Below are 16,985 nucleotides of genomic sequence, written 5' to 3' on the forward strand. Positions count from 1 at the left end.
CGTTCAAGCTCAAGTATTTTTTTGTTATAAATCAGCTACTTGCCTGGGTGCGACATCGTGCCCGACGCGGTCGCTGGCGGGCTGCGCCCGAATCCCTACGGCGACGGGCCTTCGATCGGCCGCTCTCGCGCGAAAGATGCAAGGGCTGCCCGAGCACTTAGCTCCAGCCGCCGCCATAGGTGCGGTAGAAGATGTGCAGGCCGATCCTGGTCATTTTCTGCATCGTCCGCGCCCAGCCCGGATGGACGTAGTCGGCATAATAATGGGTCGACGAGCCGACTTCCGGAATGAAGATCTTGCCGGCCGTGACGGCCATGGCGACATCCTGTGCGGTCTGGTAGGCAGCGGGGTTGTCGATGCGCTTCTTCCTGCCGTCGCAGGCGAAGGAAAACTGGCAGCGGTTGAACCAGTTGTCGTTCTGGTAGACGACGCCGCAGATCGAGTTCGGATAGGCCGGGTTGCGGACGCGGTTGAGGATGACCTGGGCAACGGCGGCCTGGCCGCGCACGGCTTCGCCGCGCGCTTCGAAATAGATGCCCTTGGCGAGACAGGCCTGCTCCGGCTTGGAAAAGACGCTCGCCGGCAGCGGCGTCTGCATCCAAGAATGATCGCCCTTGCTCAGCGGCGGAATGAAGCGACCGTCGTTTGGTTCCTCGTCCTGCAGCAAGGCCTCGAAGGGCGACGCCTGTGCATAATCGGGGGCCGACGAGGCATAGGCGGTCGCCAGCACGTCGGGATGATCGTTGTTGACCAGCGCGGCGAGCATCGCCGGCACGCCGGGATCCGGCTTCTTGTCGATGCGCGTGTGGAAGGCGGCGGCGATCTGGATTTCCTTACCTTTGATCTCGGGCTTGGCGAAAGCCATCCTCAGGCCGCTGTCCATGCTTGGGCGGAGCAGCGAAGAGGTGCGCTCGAAGATCGAGCCGGCATTGAAGTTCTTCGGCGGCGAGACGGGCGAGACCTGGATGATGCGGCCCTTCTTGTCGGCACGCGTGATGCGGTTCTCGTCCGGCGTCGTGCCGGCGATGCCGCCCTTGCCGCGAAACGAGACGGAGCCGATGCCGGGCAGTTGGACGCCGGAGCCGGAGAGCGAACCGGTGCTGCTGGAATCCAGGAAGGGCATTTCGGCGGCGTGAACGGAGCCGGCGACGGATTTCTCGACATAGGCGTTCCAGCGGACGCTCGGCGCCTCAAGGCCGGAGACCAGGCTGGTCATGTCCTGATAGGCAGCGACCGTCGGAAAGCCGATCCAGATGCCAAGGCCAATAATGAACGGAGACAGGAAGGAACGCTTTTTCTCACCGGCGGCGGCGATAAGCCGCGTCAAAACACGTCGATGCACGGAACTCTCCAGAAACGCAACGGACCCCACTGGAGAGCTACAATGATGCATTAACCTTGATGGGGCGTTAACAGCTTAGAACGTTGTTTTCCCATCTCGTGTCGAAGTCAGGCGCTTTTGCGGCCATCGCTTGACGGAAGAAAGATCGGCCAGGCGATCAGCGCGCAAATAGCCGCACCCAGCCAGACGCCTGCCCACGAGCAGAGCACGAGAAGTCCGGGAATGGCGATCGGCACCAGGAAGAAGGCAATGAAGACCAGACTGTTAGCGAGGCCGAGCGCCGTTCCGGCCTGGCTGGCGCCGGCCAGCGTCGCAAGCTCGGTGTAGGCAACGCCGTGCCAGGAGGAGACGCAGATACCGGCCACGACCAGCACCGCAACGATCGCCGGCGACAGCATCGGCGCTTGGCCTGACAAGAATTGGGCCGAAAACAAGACGAGCGCCGCAAGCACGGTGAAGGCGGCCACGCTCAGCATGCTGCACAGACGCAGGAACGACCGGCGGTTGCCGTGACGGTCGGTGTAGCGGCCGCTCCAGACGCGCATGACCATGGCGCCGACCTGCACGGCAGCCAGGCTGGCGCTGATCACGGCTGTTCCCATGCCGGCGAAATCATGCAGGAACACGGAAGCAAATGTAAGCACCGCCACCTGCGGAAAGCAAAGCAGGCCGATGGCTGTTGCGATGCGCCAGACGGCCGGGTTGCGCAGCGGCGCCGGGCCGGCCGACAATGCCATGCTGCCCGAATTGGCATCGTCATGCGCCGGCGGCTGATGCAGCCAGCGCCAGGCGAGCGAGGTCGAGACCGCGGATGCAGCCGCCAGAAGTCCGAAGACCGCCGTGAAGCCATGGGCTGAAGCGAGCGACGGCAGCACGAGCGCGCCAAGCCCGCCGCCAAGCGGCACCGCCGTCTGCCTGATGCTCATGGCAAAGCCGCGCTCGCCTTCGCCGAACCAGGCCATGATGGCGCGGCCGCTGGAGCCGTTGACGCTGCCGCCGAGCAATCCGGTGACCAGCAAGGCAGCGGCGAGAAGCGCGATGCCGGGAATATGGGCCAGTGACGGCACGACCAGCGCGGCCATGACGAGCAGCCAGACCGCGGTTGCGCCGAGCCCCGTCAGCAGCACGCGGCGGTCGCCCCAGCGATCGGTCAGCAGCCCCCACGGCAATTCGCTCAGCGCCACGCCCAGGCCGAGAAGGCCAAGCGCTAGGCCGAGTTCGCCATTGGAGAGATGATAGCCCGAGCGCAGGAACACCGCCGTCGCCGGAATGCCGGAGAAGGTCGCGGAAAAGCAGGCATTGGCGGCGACGCCGATGCCCAGCACCTTCCAGCGATGATTGGCTCGAAGCACCGCCGCCTCTGACGGGGTGGTAACGGCGGCCGGGCGAAGCGGTTTGCAATCTGCTCGTGTGGCGACAGCGGACATGGTTCAGCTCCTGCATGGGTCGGCTGCATTCGGTCTTGACGCGCTCTCTCTACCGCCATAGCTTCGTACTGAATATCAGGAAGTTTTTGACGTAATGTCCCGAATATCAGGATTATTGGCATGCGACGCGTGACATTCGATCTCGACGTCCTGCGCAGCTTCGTTACCGGGATGGAGCTGGGCAGCTTCGCCAAGGCCGCCGACCGGCTCGGCCGCTCGACCTCGGCAATCAGTGCGCAATTGAAGAAGCTGGAGGAGCAGGCGGCGACGCCGATCTTCCGCAAATCTGGGCGTGGCCTGGCGCTGACGGACGCGGGCGAGACCATGCTCGGCTACGCGCGGCGGCTGATCGAGCTCAATGACGAGGCCGCCTCCGCCATCCACGATGTCGAGCTGGAGGGTTGGGTGCGGCTTGGGCTACAGGAGGATTTCGGCGAGGCGGTGCTGCCGGAGGTGCTCGGGCGCTTCGCCCGCGCCCATCCCAAGGTCAAGATCGAGGCCAGGATCGCACGCAGCCATGAGCTTGCCGAACGGATCGTTTCGGGCAGCCTGGATATCGCGCTTGCCTGGCACAATGGCGCGACGCTGCCTTACAGCCGGCATGTCGCCGACGTCCAGATGCGCTGGATCGGCCCGGCAAGACAGATCGAAACCAGCCTGCGCGAAGGCGAGCCGTTAGCGCTGGTGGCGCTCGAGGCGCCGTGCCTGCTGCGCAGCGTGGCGACTGAAACGCTGGACCGTGCCGGCCTGTCATGGCGGATGGCCTTCTCCAGCCCGAGCCTTGGCGGCATCTGGGCAGCCGTCGCCGCCGGACTCGGACTGACGATCCGCACCGATATCGGCCTGCCGGCCACCGTCAGGGCGATGACGCCGGAGATCGCCGGGCTGCCCGCCTTGCCCAAGATGGCGCTGTTCCTGCATCGCAAGGAGGCCGAGCCCGACGCGGTCGCGGCGCGGCTTGGCGACATCCTGCTGCAGGCAGCGCTGGAAGCGTTGCCGCAAGGTGCGCGGATGGATGAGGGGCTAAGAGACGTCGCTTAGGTTTCGACAAGACAGTTTTGAGGCGACGTCGCAAGACTTCCGAAGGCACAGCGATCCAGAACCGCACATCCTGCGTCGAATTTCTTCACACCCCCCTCTGTCCTGCCGGACATCTCCCCCTCAAGGGGGGAGATTGGCAGCTTCGTTCTTGGCACCTTTCTTGCACCGTTAGAGATTGGCGAAGGCATTCGCGAAATCCAATCTCCCCCCTTGCGGGGGAGATGTCCGGCAGGACAGAGGGGGTGCTGTCCCGCCAGCGTTAGCAAAGATCCTGCACCGCAACGACGCTCTTGCGTTACTCCCGAGCCGAGCGCAGGCGCAGCGCCCCTGAAAGCTCCCCTCAGTGGCGCTTCTTGGCCCTGCCGGCGAACGGGTTGTCCGAGGTGCGCAAGGCGATGCGGATCGACACGCCGGACATGTCGAAAGCCTCGCGCAGGCTGTTCGAGAGATAGCGGACATAGGATTGCGGCATCGCATCGGGGCGAGAGCAGGAGACGACGAAGCCCGGCGGCCGCGTCTTGGCCTGCGTGACATATTTGATCTTCAGCCGACGCCCGTCATCGGCGAGCGGTCTCTTGCTTCAGTGAGGTTTTTCGGTGGCGTGCTGCGGTCAGGGACTAATTCCCCGAGGGCCCCGGCGTAGCTGAATCTGGCGGGTACCGCAGCATTTCTTGAACTTCATACCTGAACCGCAAGGACATTGATCATTGCCGCCGCGTTGCAGCCGGCCGACCAGGGGCAGCAGCGCTGCGGAAGGCAGGAGCGCTGCCGCAAGGGCAGCCAACTTGGCCGAGATCCCCGGTACGACGAGGCGACGACCGGATTTGAACCCTCGCCACGCCCGTTCAGCCACATACTCCGGATCCACCTTGGGCAAGATGTTGAAGAGCACCGTCTGATTGGCGCCTGACCTTGCGAGAAACTCCGTCGACACCGGGCCTGGTGCAACGCATGTGACCGTCACACCGGTTCGGCGCAATTCCTGGTGAAGCGCCTCTGAGAAGAAGCGCACGAAAGCTTTGCTAGCGAAGTACAGAGCCATATAAGGCCCGGGAACGAACCCGGCCACGGAACTGAGATTGAGCACCCCGCCCCGTCGGCGCGCCACCATTCCCGGCAGAAAATGGAGGGTCAGTTCTGTGAGGGAATGTATGTTGAGATCGATGATGCCGAGTTGACCATCAATAGGCAGCGCCGTCGTCGCGCCCCGCAGGCCATAGCCGGCGCTGTTGACCAGGACATCACAGACCAGGCCGTGTGCGGACAGGAAGCCCTCCAGGCGCGTTGGCGCATCGCCTGCCACGAGATCCAACTCGAGCGTGAATGCCTCGCCACCCCTCTCCCGAACCTCAGACGCCGCAGCGGCCAAACCCTCGGGCGAGCGGGCAACCAGCACAACCGCACCGCGCTCCCGTGCAGCGACGCTCGCAATTGCCCGGCCAATTCCACCCGAGCCGCCAATCACGACGACGGCTGGCCGGAATTCACAGCGCGAAATCATGTCGCGTTCCTCTGTCCTGCAGGAGCGGCAACACTTTGATCGAGCAGCATCACTTCATTGGCGACAATGCCGTTCAGGATCTTTTCGAATCTCTCCAGTGCTCGTGCAACGTTCGCTCCATCCATGACCCGGTGATCGTAGTGGATGCGGACATTCACCGATCCGTCTTTGCCGATGGGACCGTAGTTGAGAAGCGTGGTCAATGGTGTCAGCGGGTTGAGTGATTCCGCACCGAGACCAGAATAGACGGACAGTTGGAAGGTACCGAAGTAATTTGACCTTTGCCGGGCGATGTTCAACCCTAGCCACATAAGCAGCCACCTGACTGGCGCGGGCGCACCTGCCATGCGCAAGGCACGCCGGAACTCCGGGACCTCCAGGATCGGCCGTGATCGAGCCGCGTGGATGGATCCCTCAAGTTCCGTGATGGAGTAGCGCTCCGGGCGCTTGATGCAGCTCAGCAGAACGGCCGGCTCGCCATCATATTCGCGCTCGTGGGCAATCGAGGCTACGCTTGCCGGATACTCGTAAAGCTGCGGCCAGGGCAACTTGACATAGGCGCGCCGCAGCTCCGGCATCTCTAGGGCGAGAAGCGCATATCCTTTCAGGAAGATCGCGGTCCACGAGGGCCTGGCCTGCTGCGCCATCCTAGCCCTTACGAGTGGGCCGAGGTTCATCTGACGCTGCACCGCGACCCGTGGCACGCCGATCGAAAACCTCATCAGATCGCCAACAAGGCGCCGGGGCGCGGAAAGCTTGAGGGCTCGGCCTCGCATCAAACGTACCTCTAATAAAGATAAGGGAATATTCGCTTGGTCTTTTCCATATAGGCACGGTATTGCGGACCGAAATTCTCCAGCATCATACGCTCTTCCTCGTCCACTCTCAGCAGGAAAAGGACTGCGAACCCAATCAAACCCGATATGCCCGCAATCCAGTTCGGCAGCAGAAAGACCTGGCCGAGCCCCATAAGCAGGAAAGAGGTGTACATAGGGTGACGGACCAAGGCGTATGGCCCGGCGCTGACCAGTTCATGCCGTTCGCGGATCTCCAGCGTAATCGACCAGTTCCGGCCAAGTTCCTTGTGGGACCTGCGAAAAACCCATAGCGCGGAGCAGAAGATGATTGTGCCGAGAGCCACGGCCCACGCGCTGGCCGGGTGGTCAGCCGCTGCGGGCATGCCGGTGACAACATAGAAGGCAGGCAGGATTGCGAGGCCAAACAGAGCAGATGCAAGCCCGACGATGTCGGAACGTGAGCGGTAGCCAGTTACAATTCGCACGCGCCTTGCCCGGCGCTCGAAGGGATACCGGATCACGTACCAAGCAACGATGCCGATTACCCAAATGACCTCGCCAAGTGAGGCTGCCGCAATGCTCACTTCAGGTCACCAGCGCCCTTTCTGCGATCGCGACTGTAGCAGCTGCCCCTGAGTATGGCCAGTTCACCCATCGCCTCGATTTCGTCACCGGCCGACCTTCAGGCGCAGCGATCCTCTCCGAGTTAGTCCGCAGACGCGAAAGCCGGAGGGGCAGTACCGATCGCATTCGGTCCCATTCATCCCTCGAATCTTGGTTATGTATTCATCTCCCGAAGCTCGGTTATGAATTGTTGCGGCCGGAGCTGAATGGCGGGAGTCTTATATCCCATGGAATGAGCGATGTCCGCCACGAAGCCGTTGCAGTTCAAGACCGTCGCCTGCCAGACATGCGAGCTCGCCTGCAGCTTGCGGATGTAGGCAACGACTTTGTCGTATTCGGCCCGGGTCAATATGATTTGCCAGCTTGCGGATCTGTATGGTTCTTCCAGATCACCGTCGCTCCACCCGGTTTCGGCTGGCACCGGCACGATATGGCCCAGAACATAGGGAACCGCACTGTTCGAAGCCGGGTGAAGGCCCGCGACTTGGGGATCGATCATTCTCCCGGCCCGGTCCAGGCGCCCAAAAACTGCGTAGGTGTGGCCGTAGCTTAGGGCGTAGCGGGAGCGGAACTCGATGAAGTACCGCTCGTCGTTTTTTTGAGGCGCAGCTCCGCCATTGGCATAAGATACGAAATTCGGCTGGGGCGGCAGGTCTTTCGTCTGACATGCCGCTGCCGGGAGGGCCACCAACGCCACAAGCAAGAGACGGCTACTTACAAGCGTCATCGCCGCGTCCATTCCCGAACTTCACGAAGCACAGACCTAATAACGGCCTATGCCCGCCAACCGCGCCGTATGCTATGAAGCCGGCCAAAGCCCCGGCTGCGTATGTATGGGGAAGGGCTTGGCACCCCTTCCCCATACAAGCCGGTCCTTACTTAATCACTGGTTCCTCTACCGGAGCGGGTGCCGGAGCCTTACCCTTTCCTTTGCCGATCCAGTCGTTCGCGCAGCCGCTCAGGCTGGCAACGGCGAGCACAGTAACCATTGCAATCAATATCCTGTTCATCAAGCAATCCTTTCCCCGGGGGCGGAATAGCCTATAGAATCGCCACAACTAGAACGATATGCAGCCCCACCAAGTTAGCTGCGATCTACACCAACGCCTAGTGCAGAAATGACACAGTTGGCACCCGGTTGCCGGCGGCACCTTTGCGGTGACGTGCTGGCAGGGTTCACCATCCAACGGAGATCAAGCCTGCCCACCATCAAACAACCACCACCGTCGTGCCCAAAGGAGTACGGTCGTAGAGGTCAATGACGTCGTCATTTATCATACGGATGCACCCGTTCGATACCGCTGTGCCTATCGTCCATGGCTCGTTTGTACCATGTATCCGGAAGTGGGTGTCGTGCCCGTCGCGATAGAGATAAAGGGCACGCGCACCAAGCGGGTTGTTTGGTCCGCCAGGGACCCCCCCTGCATACTGCACCAGGCGCGGCTTGCGCTTCATCATGCTGGCGGTGGGTGTCCACGACGGCCAGTCCGCCTTGCGGCCGACGGTCGCTGTACCCTTGAACGAAAGTCCCTGCTCGCCGACGCCGACGCCGTAGCGCGTCGCCCACCCGTCCGTCTCGACGGCATAGAGAAAACGTTGCGAAGTATCGACGACGATTGTTCCGGCCGGCTCGTTTCCGTCGTACCGCACATGCTGCCGTCGGTAACGAGGATTCAGGCCACGCCTTGGTCCGAACGCGGATGAAATCGACGTACATCCGGAGACCATCAGAGCCAGACTACCCAGCACGAGCCCCCGGCGCGCAATGTGGTGTTCTTCCATTTCTACCTGCTGGGAAACTGGTCATCTACCGCCGCCCTCGTCTCTACCATTCCAAGGGCTGCGGGCCAAGTCTCGCTGTGTGGTGGCAAAAATGAATTCACAGGATTGACAAGCGAATTGGAGCGAAACTTCTTGCGATAACCGTCTGCCTCTGTTTCGGTTATGTCAGAATGGGCATAGGACAGAGACGATGAAGCCTGACTTCCATAGTAAAGTCGCGATTGTGACCGGCGCAGGCTCCGGAATAGGAGCCGCTGTTTCACGGCAACTCGCGCAAGGAGGAGCCGAGGTTGTTGTCGCCGACCTTGACGCCGAGGCCGCGCAGTGCAAAGCCGCCGAAATAAGCTCGCAAGGAGGCAGGGCCTACGACTTTGCGGTAGATGTCACGGATGCAGCAGCCGTGGAAAAGCTGATCGAGTTCACTGTCCAGAAATGCGGCGGACTGGATATGGCGGTAAACAATGCAGGTATCGACGGCGTTCGAAAAGCAACGGCAGACTATCCGCTCGACAACTGGCACAAGCTGATAAACGTCAATCTTAATGGCGTTTTCTACAGCATGAAGTACGAAATCGCCGCGATGCTGGATCGAGGCGGAGGCGCCATCGTGAACATGTCCTCCGTTCTCGGTTCCGTCGGCTTGCCAACTGCGTCCGCATACACGGCAGCGAAACACGGAGTCGTTGGACTAACCAAAGTTGCGGCGATCGAATATGCCAGGATGGGCATCCGGATCAATGTAGTCGGCCCCGGCTGGATCGAAACGCCTCTTTTATCGGAGCAAATGGAGGCATTAGCCAGCCGGCGCATGGCAGGTCTTCAGCCGATGGGCAGGCGCGGGAAACCGGAAGAGGTAGCGGCTCTTGTATGCTTCCTCTTGTCCGACCAGGCCAGCTTTATCACTGGGAGCTACCATCTGGTGGACGGAGCTTACACCGCCCATTAGGTGCAGAGGCTGCCCCCACTCGCGCCGGCCACCGTCAGGGCGATGACGCCGGAGATCGCCGGGCTGCCCGCACTGCCTGAGATGGGCCTGTTGCCGCATCGCAAGGAAGGCCGAGCCAGACCCGGTGGCGGCGCGACTTGCCGACATCCTGCTGCAGGTGTCGGTGGAATCGCCTTCCCGAAAATGTGCAGGCGCTGCCCGCGAGCGGCCTGCGGAGCGTAGCCTGATGCTGGCGCCCAGAAGACGCGCAGCTCAGCGGCGCTTCTTCGCCCTGCCGGCGAACGGGTTGTCCGAGGTGCGCAAGGCGATGCGGATCGGCACGCCGGGCATGTCGAAAGCCTCGCGCAGGCTGTTCGAGAGATAGCGGACGTAGGATTGCGGCATCGCATCCGGCCGTGAGCAGGAGACGACGAAGCCCGGCGGCCGCGTCTTGGCCTGCGTGACATATTTGATCTTCAGCCGACGCCCGGCGACAGCGGGCGGCGGATGATGCGCCAGGATGCCTTCCAGCCAGCGGTTGAGCTTGCCGGTCGACACACGGCTGTTCCAAACTCGATGCGTCCGGATGACGGCATCCATCAGCTTGTCGAGGCCACGCCCGGTCTCGGCCGACACCGGCACCGCCTGCATACCGCGCGCCTGGGGAAGAAGCCGCTCGGTTTTTTCGCGCAGCTCGGCCAGCAGCTCCTGGGGATGGTCGACAAGATCCCATTTGTTGAAGGCGATCACCGGGGCACGGCCCTCGCGGATGATCAGGTCGGCGATCTGCAGATCCTGCTTCTCGAAGGGAATGGTGGCGTCGAGCACGATGATGACGATCTCGGCAAAGCGGATGGCGCGCAAGCCGTCCTGCACCGACATCACTTCGAGCTTTTCGTGGATCCTGGCCTTGCGGCGCATGCCGGCGGTGTCGAACAATTTTAAGCGGCGGCCATGCCAGTCCCAGTCGACCGAGATGGAATCGCGAGTGATGCCGGCCTCAGGGCCGGTCAACAACCGCTCCTCGCCGATTAGTGCGTTGATCAGCGTCGACTTGCCGGCGTTGGGGCGGCCGACGACGGCGATGCGCATCGGTTTGGTGTCGTCATAGCTCGGCTCTGCGTCCGGGTCGGTAACATCCTCGCCGATCAGCACCTCGCTGGCGGCGACCTCCTCCTCGCCGGCCTCTTCGTCCTCGCCGAAGGCGCGCGCCTCGCCCAGTGCCGCGATCACCGCGTCGCGCAAATCGGGCAGGCCCTGGCCGTGTTCGGCCGAGACCGGGATCGGTTCGCCAAGGCCGAGCTCCCAGGCCTCCAGCATGCCGCCCTGGGCGCCGCGCGCCTCGGCCTTGTTGGCGACGACGACAACCGGCTTGCCGGACTTGCGCACGATCTCGGCGAAGGTCTTGTCGTCGGGCATCAGCCCGGACTTGGCATCGATCGTGAAAAAGATCAGGTCGGCTTCGCGGATGGCGATCTCGGTCTGGGCGCGCATGCGGCCGGGCAGCGTCGAGGCGGCCGCATCCTCGAAGCCGGCGGTGTCGATGACGTCGAAATGCAGATCGTAGAGTTTTGCGGCATGGACGCGGCGATCGCGGGTGACGCCGGGCGTATCATCGACAAGCGCCAGCTTCCTTCCCACCAGCCGATTGAAAAGGGTCGATTTGCCGACGTTAGGCCGGCCGATGATGGCGACTTTGAAGGTCATGGACTATCACGACACGCCGCCCGAGCCACGGATCAGCTCGGACATCAAAGTCGCCCGCTCGCGCGTGTTGCGCGGGGCGCCGTCATCCGCGGCGATCTGGTCGAACAGCTTCAATGCATCCGCCGCCTTGCCTTCCTTCCAGGCGGCAAGGCCAAGCGCCTCGCGCGCCGTATGGCGCAGCGTGTTGGTGTCGGCGGTGAGCGCCTCGACGCGGCTGGAGACATCGGCGAAAGAGCCGTGGTCGACCAGAAGCAGCGCTGCCCTGAGACGAGCCATGTCGCGAATGCCGGAGGGGATCTTGGTGTCGGCGGCGACCTCGTCGAAATCCTTGACGGCGGCGTCGACGTCGCCCTTATCCGCCTTGACGGTTGCCGCGCGCATGCGGGCGAGCAGCGGATAGGCGCCGTAGCCGTCCTTCTCCAACGCCTCCAGAGCGGCAAGCGCCTCGTCGTTCTTCCCGTCATTGGCAAGCTTGAGCGCCTGCGAAAAAGCATCGCCCGAGCGGTTGGCGCGAGTTTCGTCCCAATAGCGGTAGCCGACGACAGCAGCAGTGCCGAGCACCACCAGCACGGCCAGCACGATCAAGGCGGGACCGAAACGGTCCCACAGCGCATGCGCCTGGTCGCGACGAATCTCTTCGTTGACTTCGCGGATAAAACTGTCGTCCGACATGGATCAAAACCATTTCCTGCCCCGGGCGGGGCGGTTGATGAGCCCGCGTTTTAGCGAAATTTTGCCGGCATGGAAGGGGTTCGGCAGGAAAATCGCCTATTCACGAGGCAGTCACCGCCAACGGCGGCCGTACAGGTCGATCGTACCCGTGCCATATTTCACCGGTAGGCGTCGCTTCTACATTCCTTGATCCGGTCAGATGCCTTTGCCCCGTTTGTCCCGCGTTGTTGCGTTTTCGATTGCCGCGCTTGCTACCGGCGCGGCTTTTGCCGACCCGCCGGCGCCGCCGGCAAAACCGAAGCAGATCGTCATCATCTCATTCGACAGCGCCCGCGACATTTCGCAGTGGCAGCGCAGCCGGGCGCTGGCCGCGCGCACAGGTGCGCACTTCACCTATTTTGTCTCCTGCGTGTTCCTGCTGTCGCCCGAGACGCGCAAGGAATACACCGCGCCGGGCAAAACACGCGGCAAATCGAATATCGGCTTTGCCGCCTCCAAACAGGAAGTCGCCGACCGGCTCGAGCAGATCAATCTTGCCGCCTCGGAAGGCCACGATATCGGCAGCCATGGCTGCGGCCATTTCGACGGCAAGGACTGGAGCAAAGCCGACTGGCTAAGCGAGTTCGGCTCGTTCAAGCATATTCTCCAAAACGCCTATTCGATCAACGGCATTGCTCCTGAACCGAAGGACTGGCGCGATTTCGCAGGCAAGGCAGTGGTCGGCTTCCGCGCGCCTTATCTGTGGGCAAACAAGGCGCTTTACGAGGCGCTGCCCGCGGCCGGCTTCCTGCTCGACGCAAGCGGCGTCTCGCGTGGGCCGGTTGAGCCACCGACCGTCAACGGCATCACGCGCTTTTCGCTGCCGCAGATCCCGGAAGGGCCGAGCTCAAGGCGGGTGATCGCCATGGATTACAATCTCTATGTCAGACATTCCGGCGGCTTCGAGCGGCCGAGCATGGCGGAAGAGTTCGCTGACCGGACCTATAACGCGTTCCGCGCCGCCTTCGATGCGCAATACCAGGGCAAGCGCATTCCGCTTGAGCTCGGCTTCCATTTCACGCTGATGAACGACGGCGCCTACTGGAACGCGCTGGAACGCTTTGCCGGCGAGGTCTGCATCAAAGCGGACGTCGAGTGCATCAGTTTTCGCGATTATGTTTCGCGGCGAGGCGAAAGGCAGGCGGCGGTGGGCGGCTGAGCCGCAAGCGCCCGCCGCCCGCCAGTCTTAGCTTGCCGGCTGGTCCTCAGGACGCAAGCCGGCTTGCTCACGTTCGAGATAACGCTGGTCGATTTCGGGCAGTGGCTCGCCCTCGAGCGTCGCCTCGAAGGCGCGCAGGCGCTTGTAGATCGAGATCAGTTCCACGACCGTCGGCCAGGCATTGACCAGATACTGAAATGAAGATCGGACCTGCTCAAAGGAGTTGAGAATCTGGTTCAGAGCGCCGAGCTTGATCTTTCCCGCGACCATCGTAGGAACAAGAACAATATATGGAAATATATTGTCGATCTGTAGATAGAATATTCTAGCGACGTTAAAATACAGGTAGTGGAAATATTTACGAAAATAGATGCTTCTTACACTTCTAAAAAGGTCAGCGACAGTTGGCGGTTGGGCGCGATCTGCATCGTCCTCACCATAGACCAATTCTTTGCGGTAGGCTGCCTCGACACGTTGGGTGCGGAATTCGAGACCCGGCAGTTTGATTCCTACCGCAGCTAAGAAAGTAGTTCCGAAGGCCGACCAAAGGATTGCTACAACGACCAGGGAGTAAGGCACCGTGCCGACAATCGGCAGTTCCGTGACGTTTTCAGAGAGATGCAGCAGCACGGGAAGGAACGCTATCAGTGTCATGATGGACCCGACTAAGCTTACGCCCAGATCCTCCATCGTGCTGGAGAAGCGCATCGTGTCTTCTTGAACACGCTGGGACGCACCTTCGATGCGCCTCAATCTTTCCCAGTTGGTCATGTAGTATTCGTTCATTGCGGTGCGCCAACGAAATATCCAATGACTTACAAAAAACCGGTTGAGGGCGCCAACGGTCACAGCCAGAAGCGCAATCCACATAATTGTCAGCAGTTGGATATAGAAGTCCCACGGCGTCGTAGAGTACGGTGTGCCTAAAGCCTTCTGAATAAGATCGTAGAAAGGGCCATACCAGTCATTGAAGGCGACATTTACCTGCACCTGGTAATAGATCACAAAGAGAATCAGTGAGGTGCCAAGGATCGACCAATTCCGCCATGGATGAGGTCGGTACCAGGCCCAAAAGCCGTAGAAGATGAGGACGACAGCCGCAAAATATATATAGAACCAGAGAAATGGCTTCGACCAAAAGAGCGACACGCCAATGATCTTATCGACGCCGGCGGCCATCGGGGGCAGTCCAAACACTGCTCCAAGTTGCTCTCCTCCAAAAAACCAAAACAGAACGGCCGCGAGGCTCCAGACGGCGACCGAACTGAAGAACAGCTTCGGCTGCGGAAAAAACGATACGAACACTGTGGCGAAATCCTCGGTCGATGCGCAAATCAGCGGGTTCAGCGGGCATAAAGTCACACATTAGTGGGAAAGAAAATGCCCGTGCCCGATGCCCGCAACCGAGCAAGACCATAATCATGGCGATTTTGGCGCAGCCGACCAGGCGATCGCGCCGGAAGCGAGCAGGACGGCGGCGGCCACGATCGAGGCGAGGAAAAAATTACCCGAGGCCTGCGCAAGCAGCCCGGCGACGATCGGGCCGATGATCTGGCCAAGGCCGAAGGCGGCCGTCATTACCGCCAGCATCCGGCGTGGTGCTTGCGGAGCAAGCTGCCTGCCGGCCTGCAGGCCAAGCGCGGTGATGGCGATGAAGGTGCCGCCGACAAGAAGGCCGCCGAGCAGCGGCCCGGTGCGCCCGCCCATGACGACACTGGCGCTGACCCCGACCACCTCGACCAGGCACCCCAGAGCGTAGGTGGCATAGAGCCCGATCCTGGCCGTAAGCTTCTGCCACAGCCAGACCGATGGGAAACCGGCAAGTCCGGTGACCATCCAGACCACGGCCTCGAAGACGCGGCCGCCGCCGCCCTGGCGGACGATGGCGACCAGGAATGTTGCCGTGACGATGTAGCCGAAGCCGAACAGGCCGTAGGCGACGATGATCTTCACCAGCGACCGGTCTTTCGGCAGTGCCGGCTCGCTCCCGGTGGTGCTGTTCGCGGCCGAGGTGCCGCCGGCCAGCAAGGCGACGGCGGCAAAGCCGCAGGCCGAAATCGCCGCTGACCACAGCCAGCCCGCCGCCCAGCCGGCATGTTCGGTGACGAGGACTGCCAACAGCGCCGAGGACGCCGCGATGCCGAGGCCGACACCGCCGAAATACAGCGCCTGCAGGTCGTTTCGCCCGGCCGCGAAGAGATGACCGAAAACGATGCTGGTCATGAAGACCAGGACAAAGGCGCTTGCAACGCCGGCAAGAAAGCGGATGAGGAGAAAGGCGGCCATCGTGCCGCTCAGGCCCATCAGCCCGGCGAGGATCGCGGTGGCGGCAAGGCCGGCCAGCATCAGCTGGCGCTCGCGGCCTTGCGCCCAGCCGCCGGTGGCGGCAAGCGCGCCGACGAGGTAGCCGAGATAATTGGCCGATGCGATCCAGCCTGCATCGGCCGGCGACAGGCCGAGCTCTTCCATCATGCCAGGCAGGATCGGCGTATAGACGAAGCGGCCGATGCCCATGGCGACGGCCAGGGCGATCATGCCGGCGATTGCGAGGCGCAAAGGCGAAGCGATGTTCATCGCGGTGCACCATAGGTGCGCCTGCCGGTGAGACAATCCGCCTTTTATTGGGCCAGAAGGGCTGCGCAGCCTCGTCGGCGGCCGGCTCACCTGAAGTGCCAGCAAGTCCTTGTTCAGCCGCAGCAGGTCCTTGGCGGGGCCGTCTCGAAGCGAGTGCGACGCGCAGTCAGCCTGAATGGCATGTCGGCGAGTTCGCGCTCCGACATGGTATCGAGGAGCGGATGCGCCAGCGGATCGGTCACCCAATTGATGGCCTCGCTGTCATCCCGGTGTGGCTGCGCCCCGATCGGGGAAAAGGCGCCGAGCCATGATAAAATCTTCATCGGATTTGCCTCCTCACTCTGCGTAATCCACTTAGAATCCGCCGTTCGTTAGCGTCTGGCAATTGAGATTTCCGCCGCTCCAGTTTAGAAAAACTGTATGGCTATGCTGAACCGCGTCCATCTCAACGGCTTGCGCGCCGTGGAAACTGTTGCCCGCCTGGGCTCGCTTGCGGCGGCGGCCGGCGAGCTCAACGTCTCGGTCAGCGCCGTCAGCCAGCAGATCAACCGGACAGAAAAGCAGCTCGGCCGGGCGCTGTTCGAACGAACGCCAGCTGGCCTGGTGGCGACGGAATTCGGTGCCATCTTCACAACCCGGCTCGGCGCAGGGTTTCGCGAACTCGCGCAGGCGGTGGCGCTTGCCGACGAAAGCTCGGAATGCACGCTGGTGGTTTCGGTGGCGCCGGCGTTCGCCTCGAAATGGCTGCTGCCGCGGCTGTCGCGGCATTTCGCCCGCCATCCGAACGTGCTCCTGCGCATCGATGCCTCGGTGCGGCTTGCCGATCTCGATCGTTCGGACATCGACGTCGCCATCCGGCTCGGCGACGGCAAATGGCCGGGCGGGCGGGCCGAATTGCTGCTGGCGCAGGAGGTGTTTCCGGTCTGTGCACCGGTGATCGCCAGCAAGCTGAAATCGATAGAAGACCTTGCTTTGACCTGTGCGATCACGGACGAAAGATCGATGATCAGTTGGGAGAGCTGGTTCGAAGCGGCCGGGGTGAAGCCGGTCACCTTCATGAAGGGCGCGCGCTTCACAGATCCGATGCTGTGCCTGGAATCGGCGATTGCCGGTCACGGCGTCATGCTCGGCTGGCAGTTGCTGGCCGCCGACGCGCTGGCCGACGGCCGTCTCGTTGCGCCGTTCGGCATACGGGCGCAGAGCGGGCTCGGCTATTGGCTGGTGACCTCGGCCAGCAAGAGCGAAAGCCGCAAGGTCAGGGATTTCAAGATCTGGGTGCGCGAAGAGATCGAGGCGACGATGACGCAGTTCAGATCGCTCGAGAGCGCGCGCTAAACCTGCCGGCACATCACAGTGGAAAGGTCGGCAGCGCCGGTCTATGTAAGAAACAGTCCC

At 62.1% G+C, this 16,985-nt stretch carries 17 protein-coding genes and 1 pseudogene; 4 read left to right on the forward strand and 14 right to left on the reverse strand.

The genetic code is table 11. The features are described from left to right. Positions 1-157: 157 nt before the first annotated feature. Together NKJ20_RS07865 and NKJ20_RS07870 are read right to left on the reverse strand one after the other, a co-directional pair. On the reverse strand, positions 158-1,342 hold the full coding sequence (locus NKJ20_RS07865; RefSeq protein ID WP_352743411.1) for a cell wall hydrolase: 1,185 nt from the start codon (positions 1,340-1,342) through the stop codon (positions 158-160). 107 nt (positions 1,343-1,449) lie between these two features. Further along, positions 1,450-2,769 (reverse strand): MFS transporter, encoded by a 1,320-nt coding sequence (locus NKJ20_RS07870; RefSeq protein WP_352743413.1) that lies wholly within the window; start codon positions 2,767-2,769, stop codon positions 1,450-1,452. Between the two features lie 120 nt (positions 2,770-2,889). On the opposite strand from NKJ20_RS07870, the gene NKJ20_RS07875 reads away from it, so the two are divergent. Then, on the forward strand, positions 2,890-3,810 hold the full coding sequence (locus NKJ20_RS07875; RefSeq protein WP_352743415.1) for a LysR substrate-binding domain-containing protein: 921 nt from the start codon (positions 2,890-2,892) through the stop codon (positions 3,808-3,810). 340 nt (positions 3,811-4,150) lie between these two features. Here NKJ20_RS07875 and NKJ20_RS07880 read toward each other — a convergent pair. The 7 genes and pseudogenes from NKJ20_RS07880 to NKJ20_RS07910 form a co-directional block, all read right to left on the reverse strand. After that, a pseudogene (locus NKJ20_RS07880) lies at positions 4,151-4,381 on the reverse strand (ribosome biogenesis GTPase Der); the annotation flags it as partial. Between the two features lie 39 nt (positions 4,382-4,420). Continuing rightward, positions 4,421-5,311: an SDR family NAD(P)-dependent oxidoreductase gene (locus tag NKJ20_RS07885; protein ID WP_352449937.1), complete on the reverse strand. Its 891-nt coding sequence runs from the start codon at positions 5,309-5,311 to the stop codon at positions 4,421-4,423. Next, positions 5,308-6,087 (reverse strand): hypothetical protein, encoded by a 780-nt coding sequence (locus NKJ20_RS07890; RefSeq protein ID WP_352449938.1) that lies wholly within the window; start codon positions 6,085-6,087, stop codon positions 5,308-5,310. The genes NKJ20_RS07885 and NKJ20_RS07890 overlap by 4 nt, the downstream gene beginning before the upstream one ends. Before the next feature lie 11 nt (positions 6,088-6,098). Continuing rightward, complete coding sequence (locus NKJ20_RS07895; protein ID WP_352449963.1) at positions 6,099-6,686, reverse strand: protein-S-isoprenylcysteine O-methyltransferase; 588 nt, start codon at positions 6,684-6,686, stop codon at positions 6,099-6,101. Positions 6,687-6,886: 200 nt separating this feature from the next. Next, positions 6,887-7,459, reverse strand: coding sequence for a hypothetical protein (locus NKJ20_RS07900; RefSeq protein WP_352449964.1), 573 nt, complete (start codon positions 7,457-7,459; stop codon positions 6,887-6,889). A gap of 148 nt (positions 7,460-7,607) precedes the next feature. Then, entirely contained in the window at positions 7,608-7,742 is a 135-nt protein-coding gene (locus NKJ20_RS07905; RefSeq protein WP_352449939.1) for an ABC transporter, read from the reverse strand. A 199-nt stretch (positions 7,743-7,941) separates the two neighbouring features. Next, entirely contained in the window at positions 7,942-8,514 is a 573-nt protein-coding gene (locus tag NKJ20_RS07910; protein WP_352449940.1) for a L,D-transpeptidase, read from the reverse strand. A gap of 190 nt (positions 8,515-8,704) precedes the next feature. Between NKJ20_RS07910 and NKJ20_RS07915 the strand changes: the two genes are divergently transcribed. Next, positions 8,705-9,460 (forward strand): SDR family NAD(P)-dependent oxidoreductase, encoded by a 756-nt coding sequence (locus tag NKJ20_RS07915; protein WP_352449941.1) that lies wholly within the window; start codon positions 8,705-8,707, stop codon positions 9,458-9,460. A gap of 252 nt (positions 9,461-9,712) precedes the next feature. Here the strand turns inward: NKJ20_RS07915 and der are convergent, their stop codons facing one another. Both der and NKJ20_RS07925 read right to left on the reverse strand, forming a co-directional pair. Beyond that, positions 9,713-11,146, reverse strand: a complete 1,434-nt coding sequence (gene der, locus NKJ20_RS07920; RefSeq protein WP_352449942.1) for a ribosome biogenesis GTPase Der — start codon at positions 11,144-11,146, stop codon at positions 9,713-9,715. Between the two features lie 6 nt (positions 11,147-11,152). Then, positions 11,153-11,818 carry a tetratricopeptide repeat protein gene (locus NKJ20_RS07925; protein ID WP_352743418.1) on the reverse strand — a complete coding sequence of 222 codons (666 nt, stop codon included), beginning with the start codon at positions 11,816-11,818 and terminating at the stop codon, positions 11,153-11,155. Between the two features lie 205 nt (positions 11,819-12,023). Between NKJ20_RS07925 and NKJ20_RS07930 the strand changes: the two genes are divergently transcribed. Beyond that, the gene (locus NKJ20_RS07930; RefSeq protein WP_352743556.1) at positions 12,024-13,016 is read left to right on the forward strand and encodes a polysaccharide deacetylase family protein; all 993 of its coding nucleotides are present in this window, start codon (positions 12,024-12,026) and stop codon (positions 13,014-13,016) included. Between the two features lie 27 nt (positions 13,017-13,043). On the opposite strand, the gene sbmA is transcribed toward NKJ20_RS07930, so the two are convergent. The 3 genes from sbmA to NKJ20_RS07945 form a co-directional block, all read right to left on the reverse strand. Continuing rightward, positions 13,044-14,321: a peptide antibiotic transporter SbmA gene (gene sbmA / locus NKJ20_RS07935; RefSeq protein ID WP_031211034.1), complete on the reverse strand. Its 1,278-nt coding sequence runs from the start codon at positions 14,319-14,321 to the stop codon at positions 13,044-13,046. Between the two features lie 114 nt (positions 14,322-14,435). Continuing rightward, positions 14,436-15,590 (reverse strand): YbfB/YjiJ family MFS transporter, encoded by a 1,155-nt coding sequence (locus NKJ20_RS07940; RefSeq protein WP_352743419.1) that lies wholly within the window; start codon positions 15,588-15,590, stop codon positions 14,436-14,438. 113 nt (positions 15,591-15,703) lie between these two features. Then, a complete protein-coding gene (locus NKJ20_RS07945) occupies positions 15,704-15,913 on the reverse strand; it encodes a hypothetical protein (protein ID WP_352743420.1) in 210 nt (69 codons plus the stop codon). 97 nt (positions 15,914-16,010) lie between these two features. On the opposite strand from NKJ20_RS07945, the gene NKJ20_RS07950 reads away from it, so the two are divergent. After that, positions 16,011-16,925, forward strand: coding sequence for a LysR substrate-binding domain-containing protein (locus NKJ20_RS07950; RefSeq protein WP_352743422.1), 915 nt, complete (start codon positions 16,011-16,013; stop codon positions 16,923-16,925). Positions 16,926-16,985 lie beyond the last annotated feature (60 nt).

This window comes from Mesorhizobium sp. M0185, assembly GCF_040322175.1.
Lineage (GTDB): Bacteria > Pseudomonadota > Alphaproteobacteria > Rhizobiales > Rhizobiaceae > Mesorhizobium.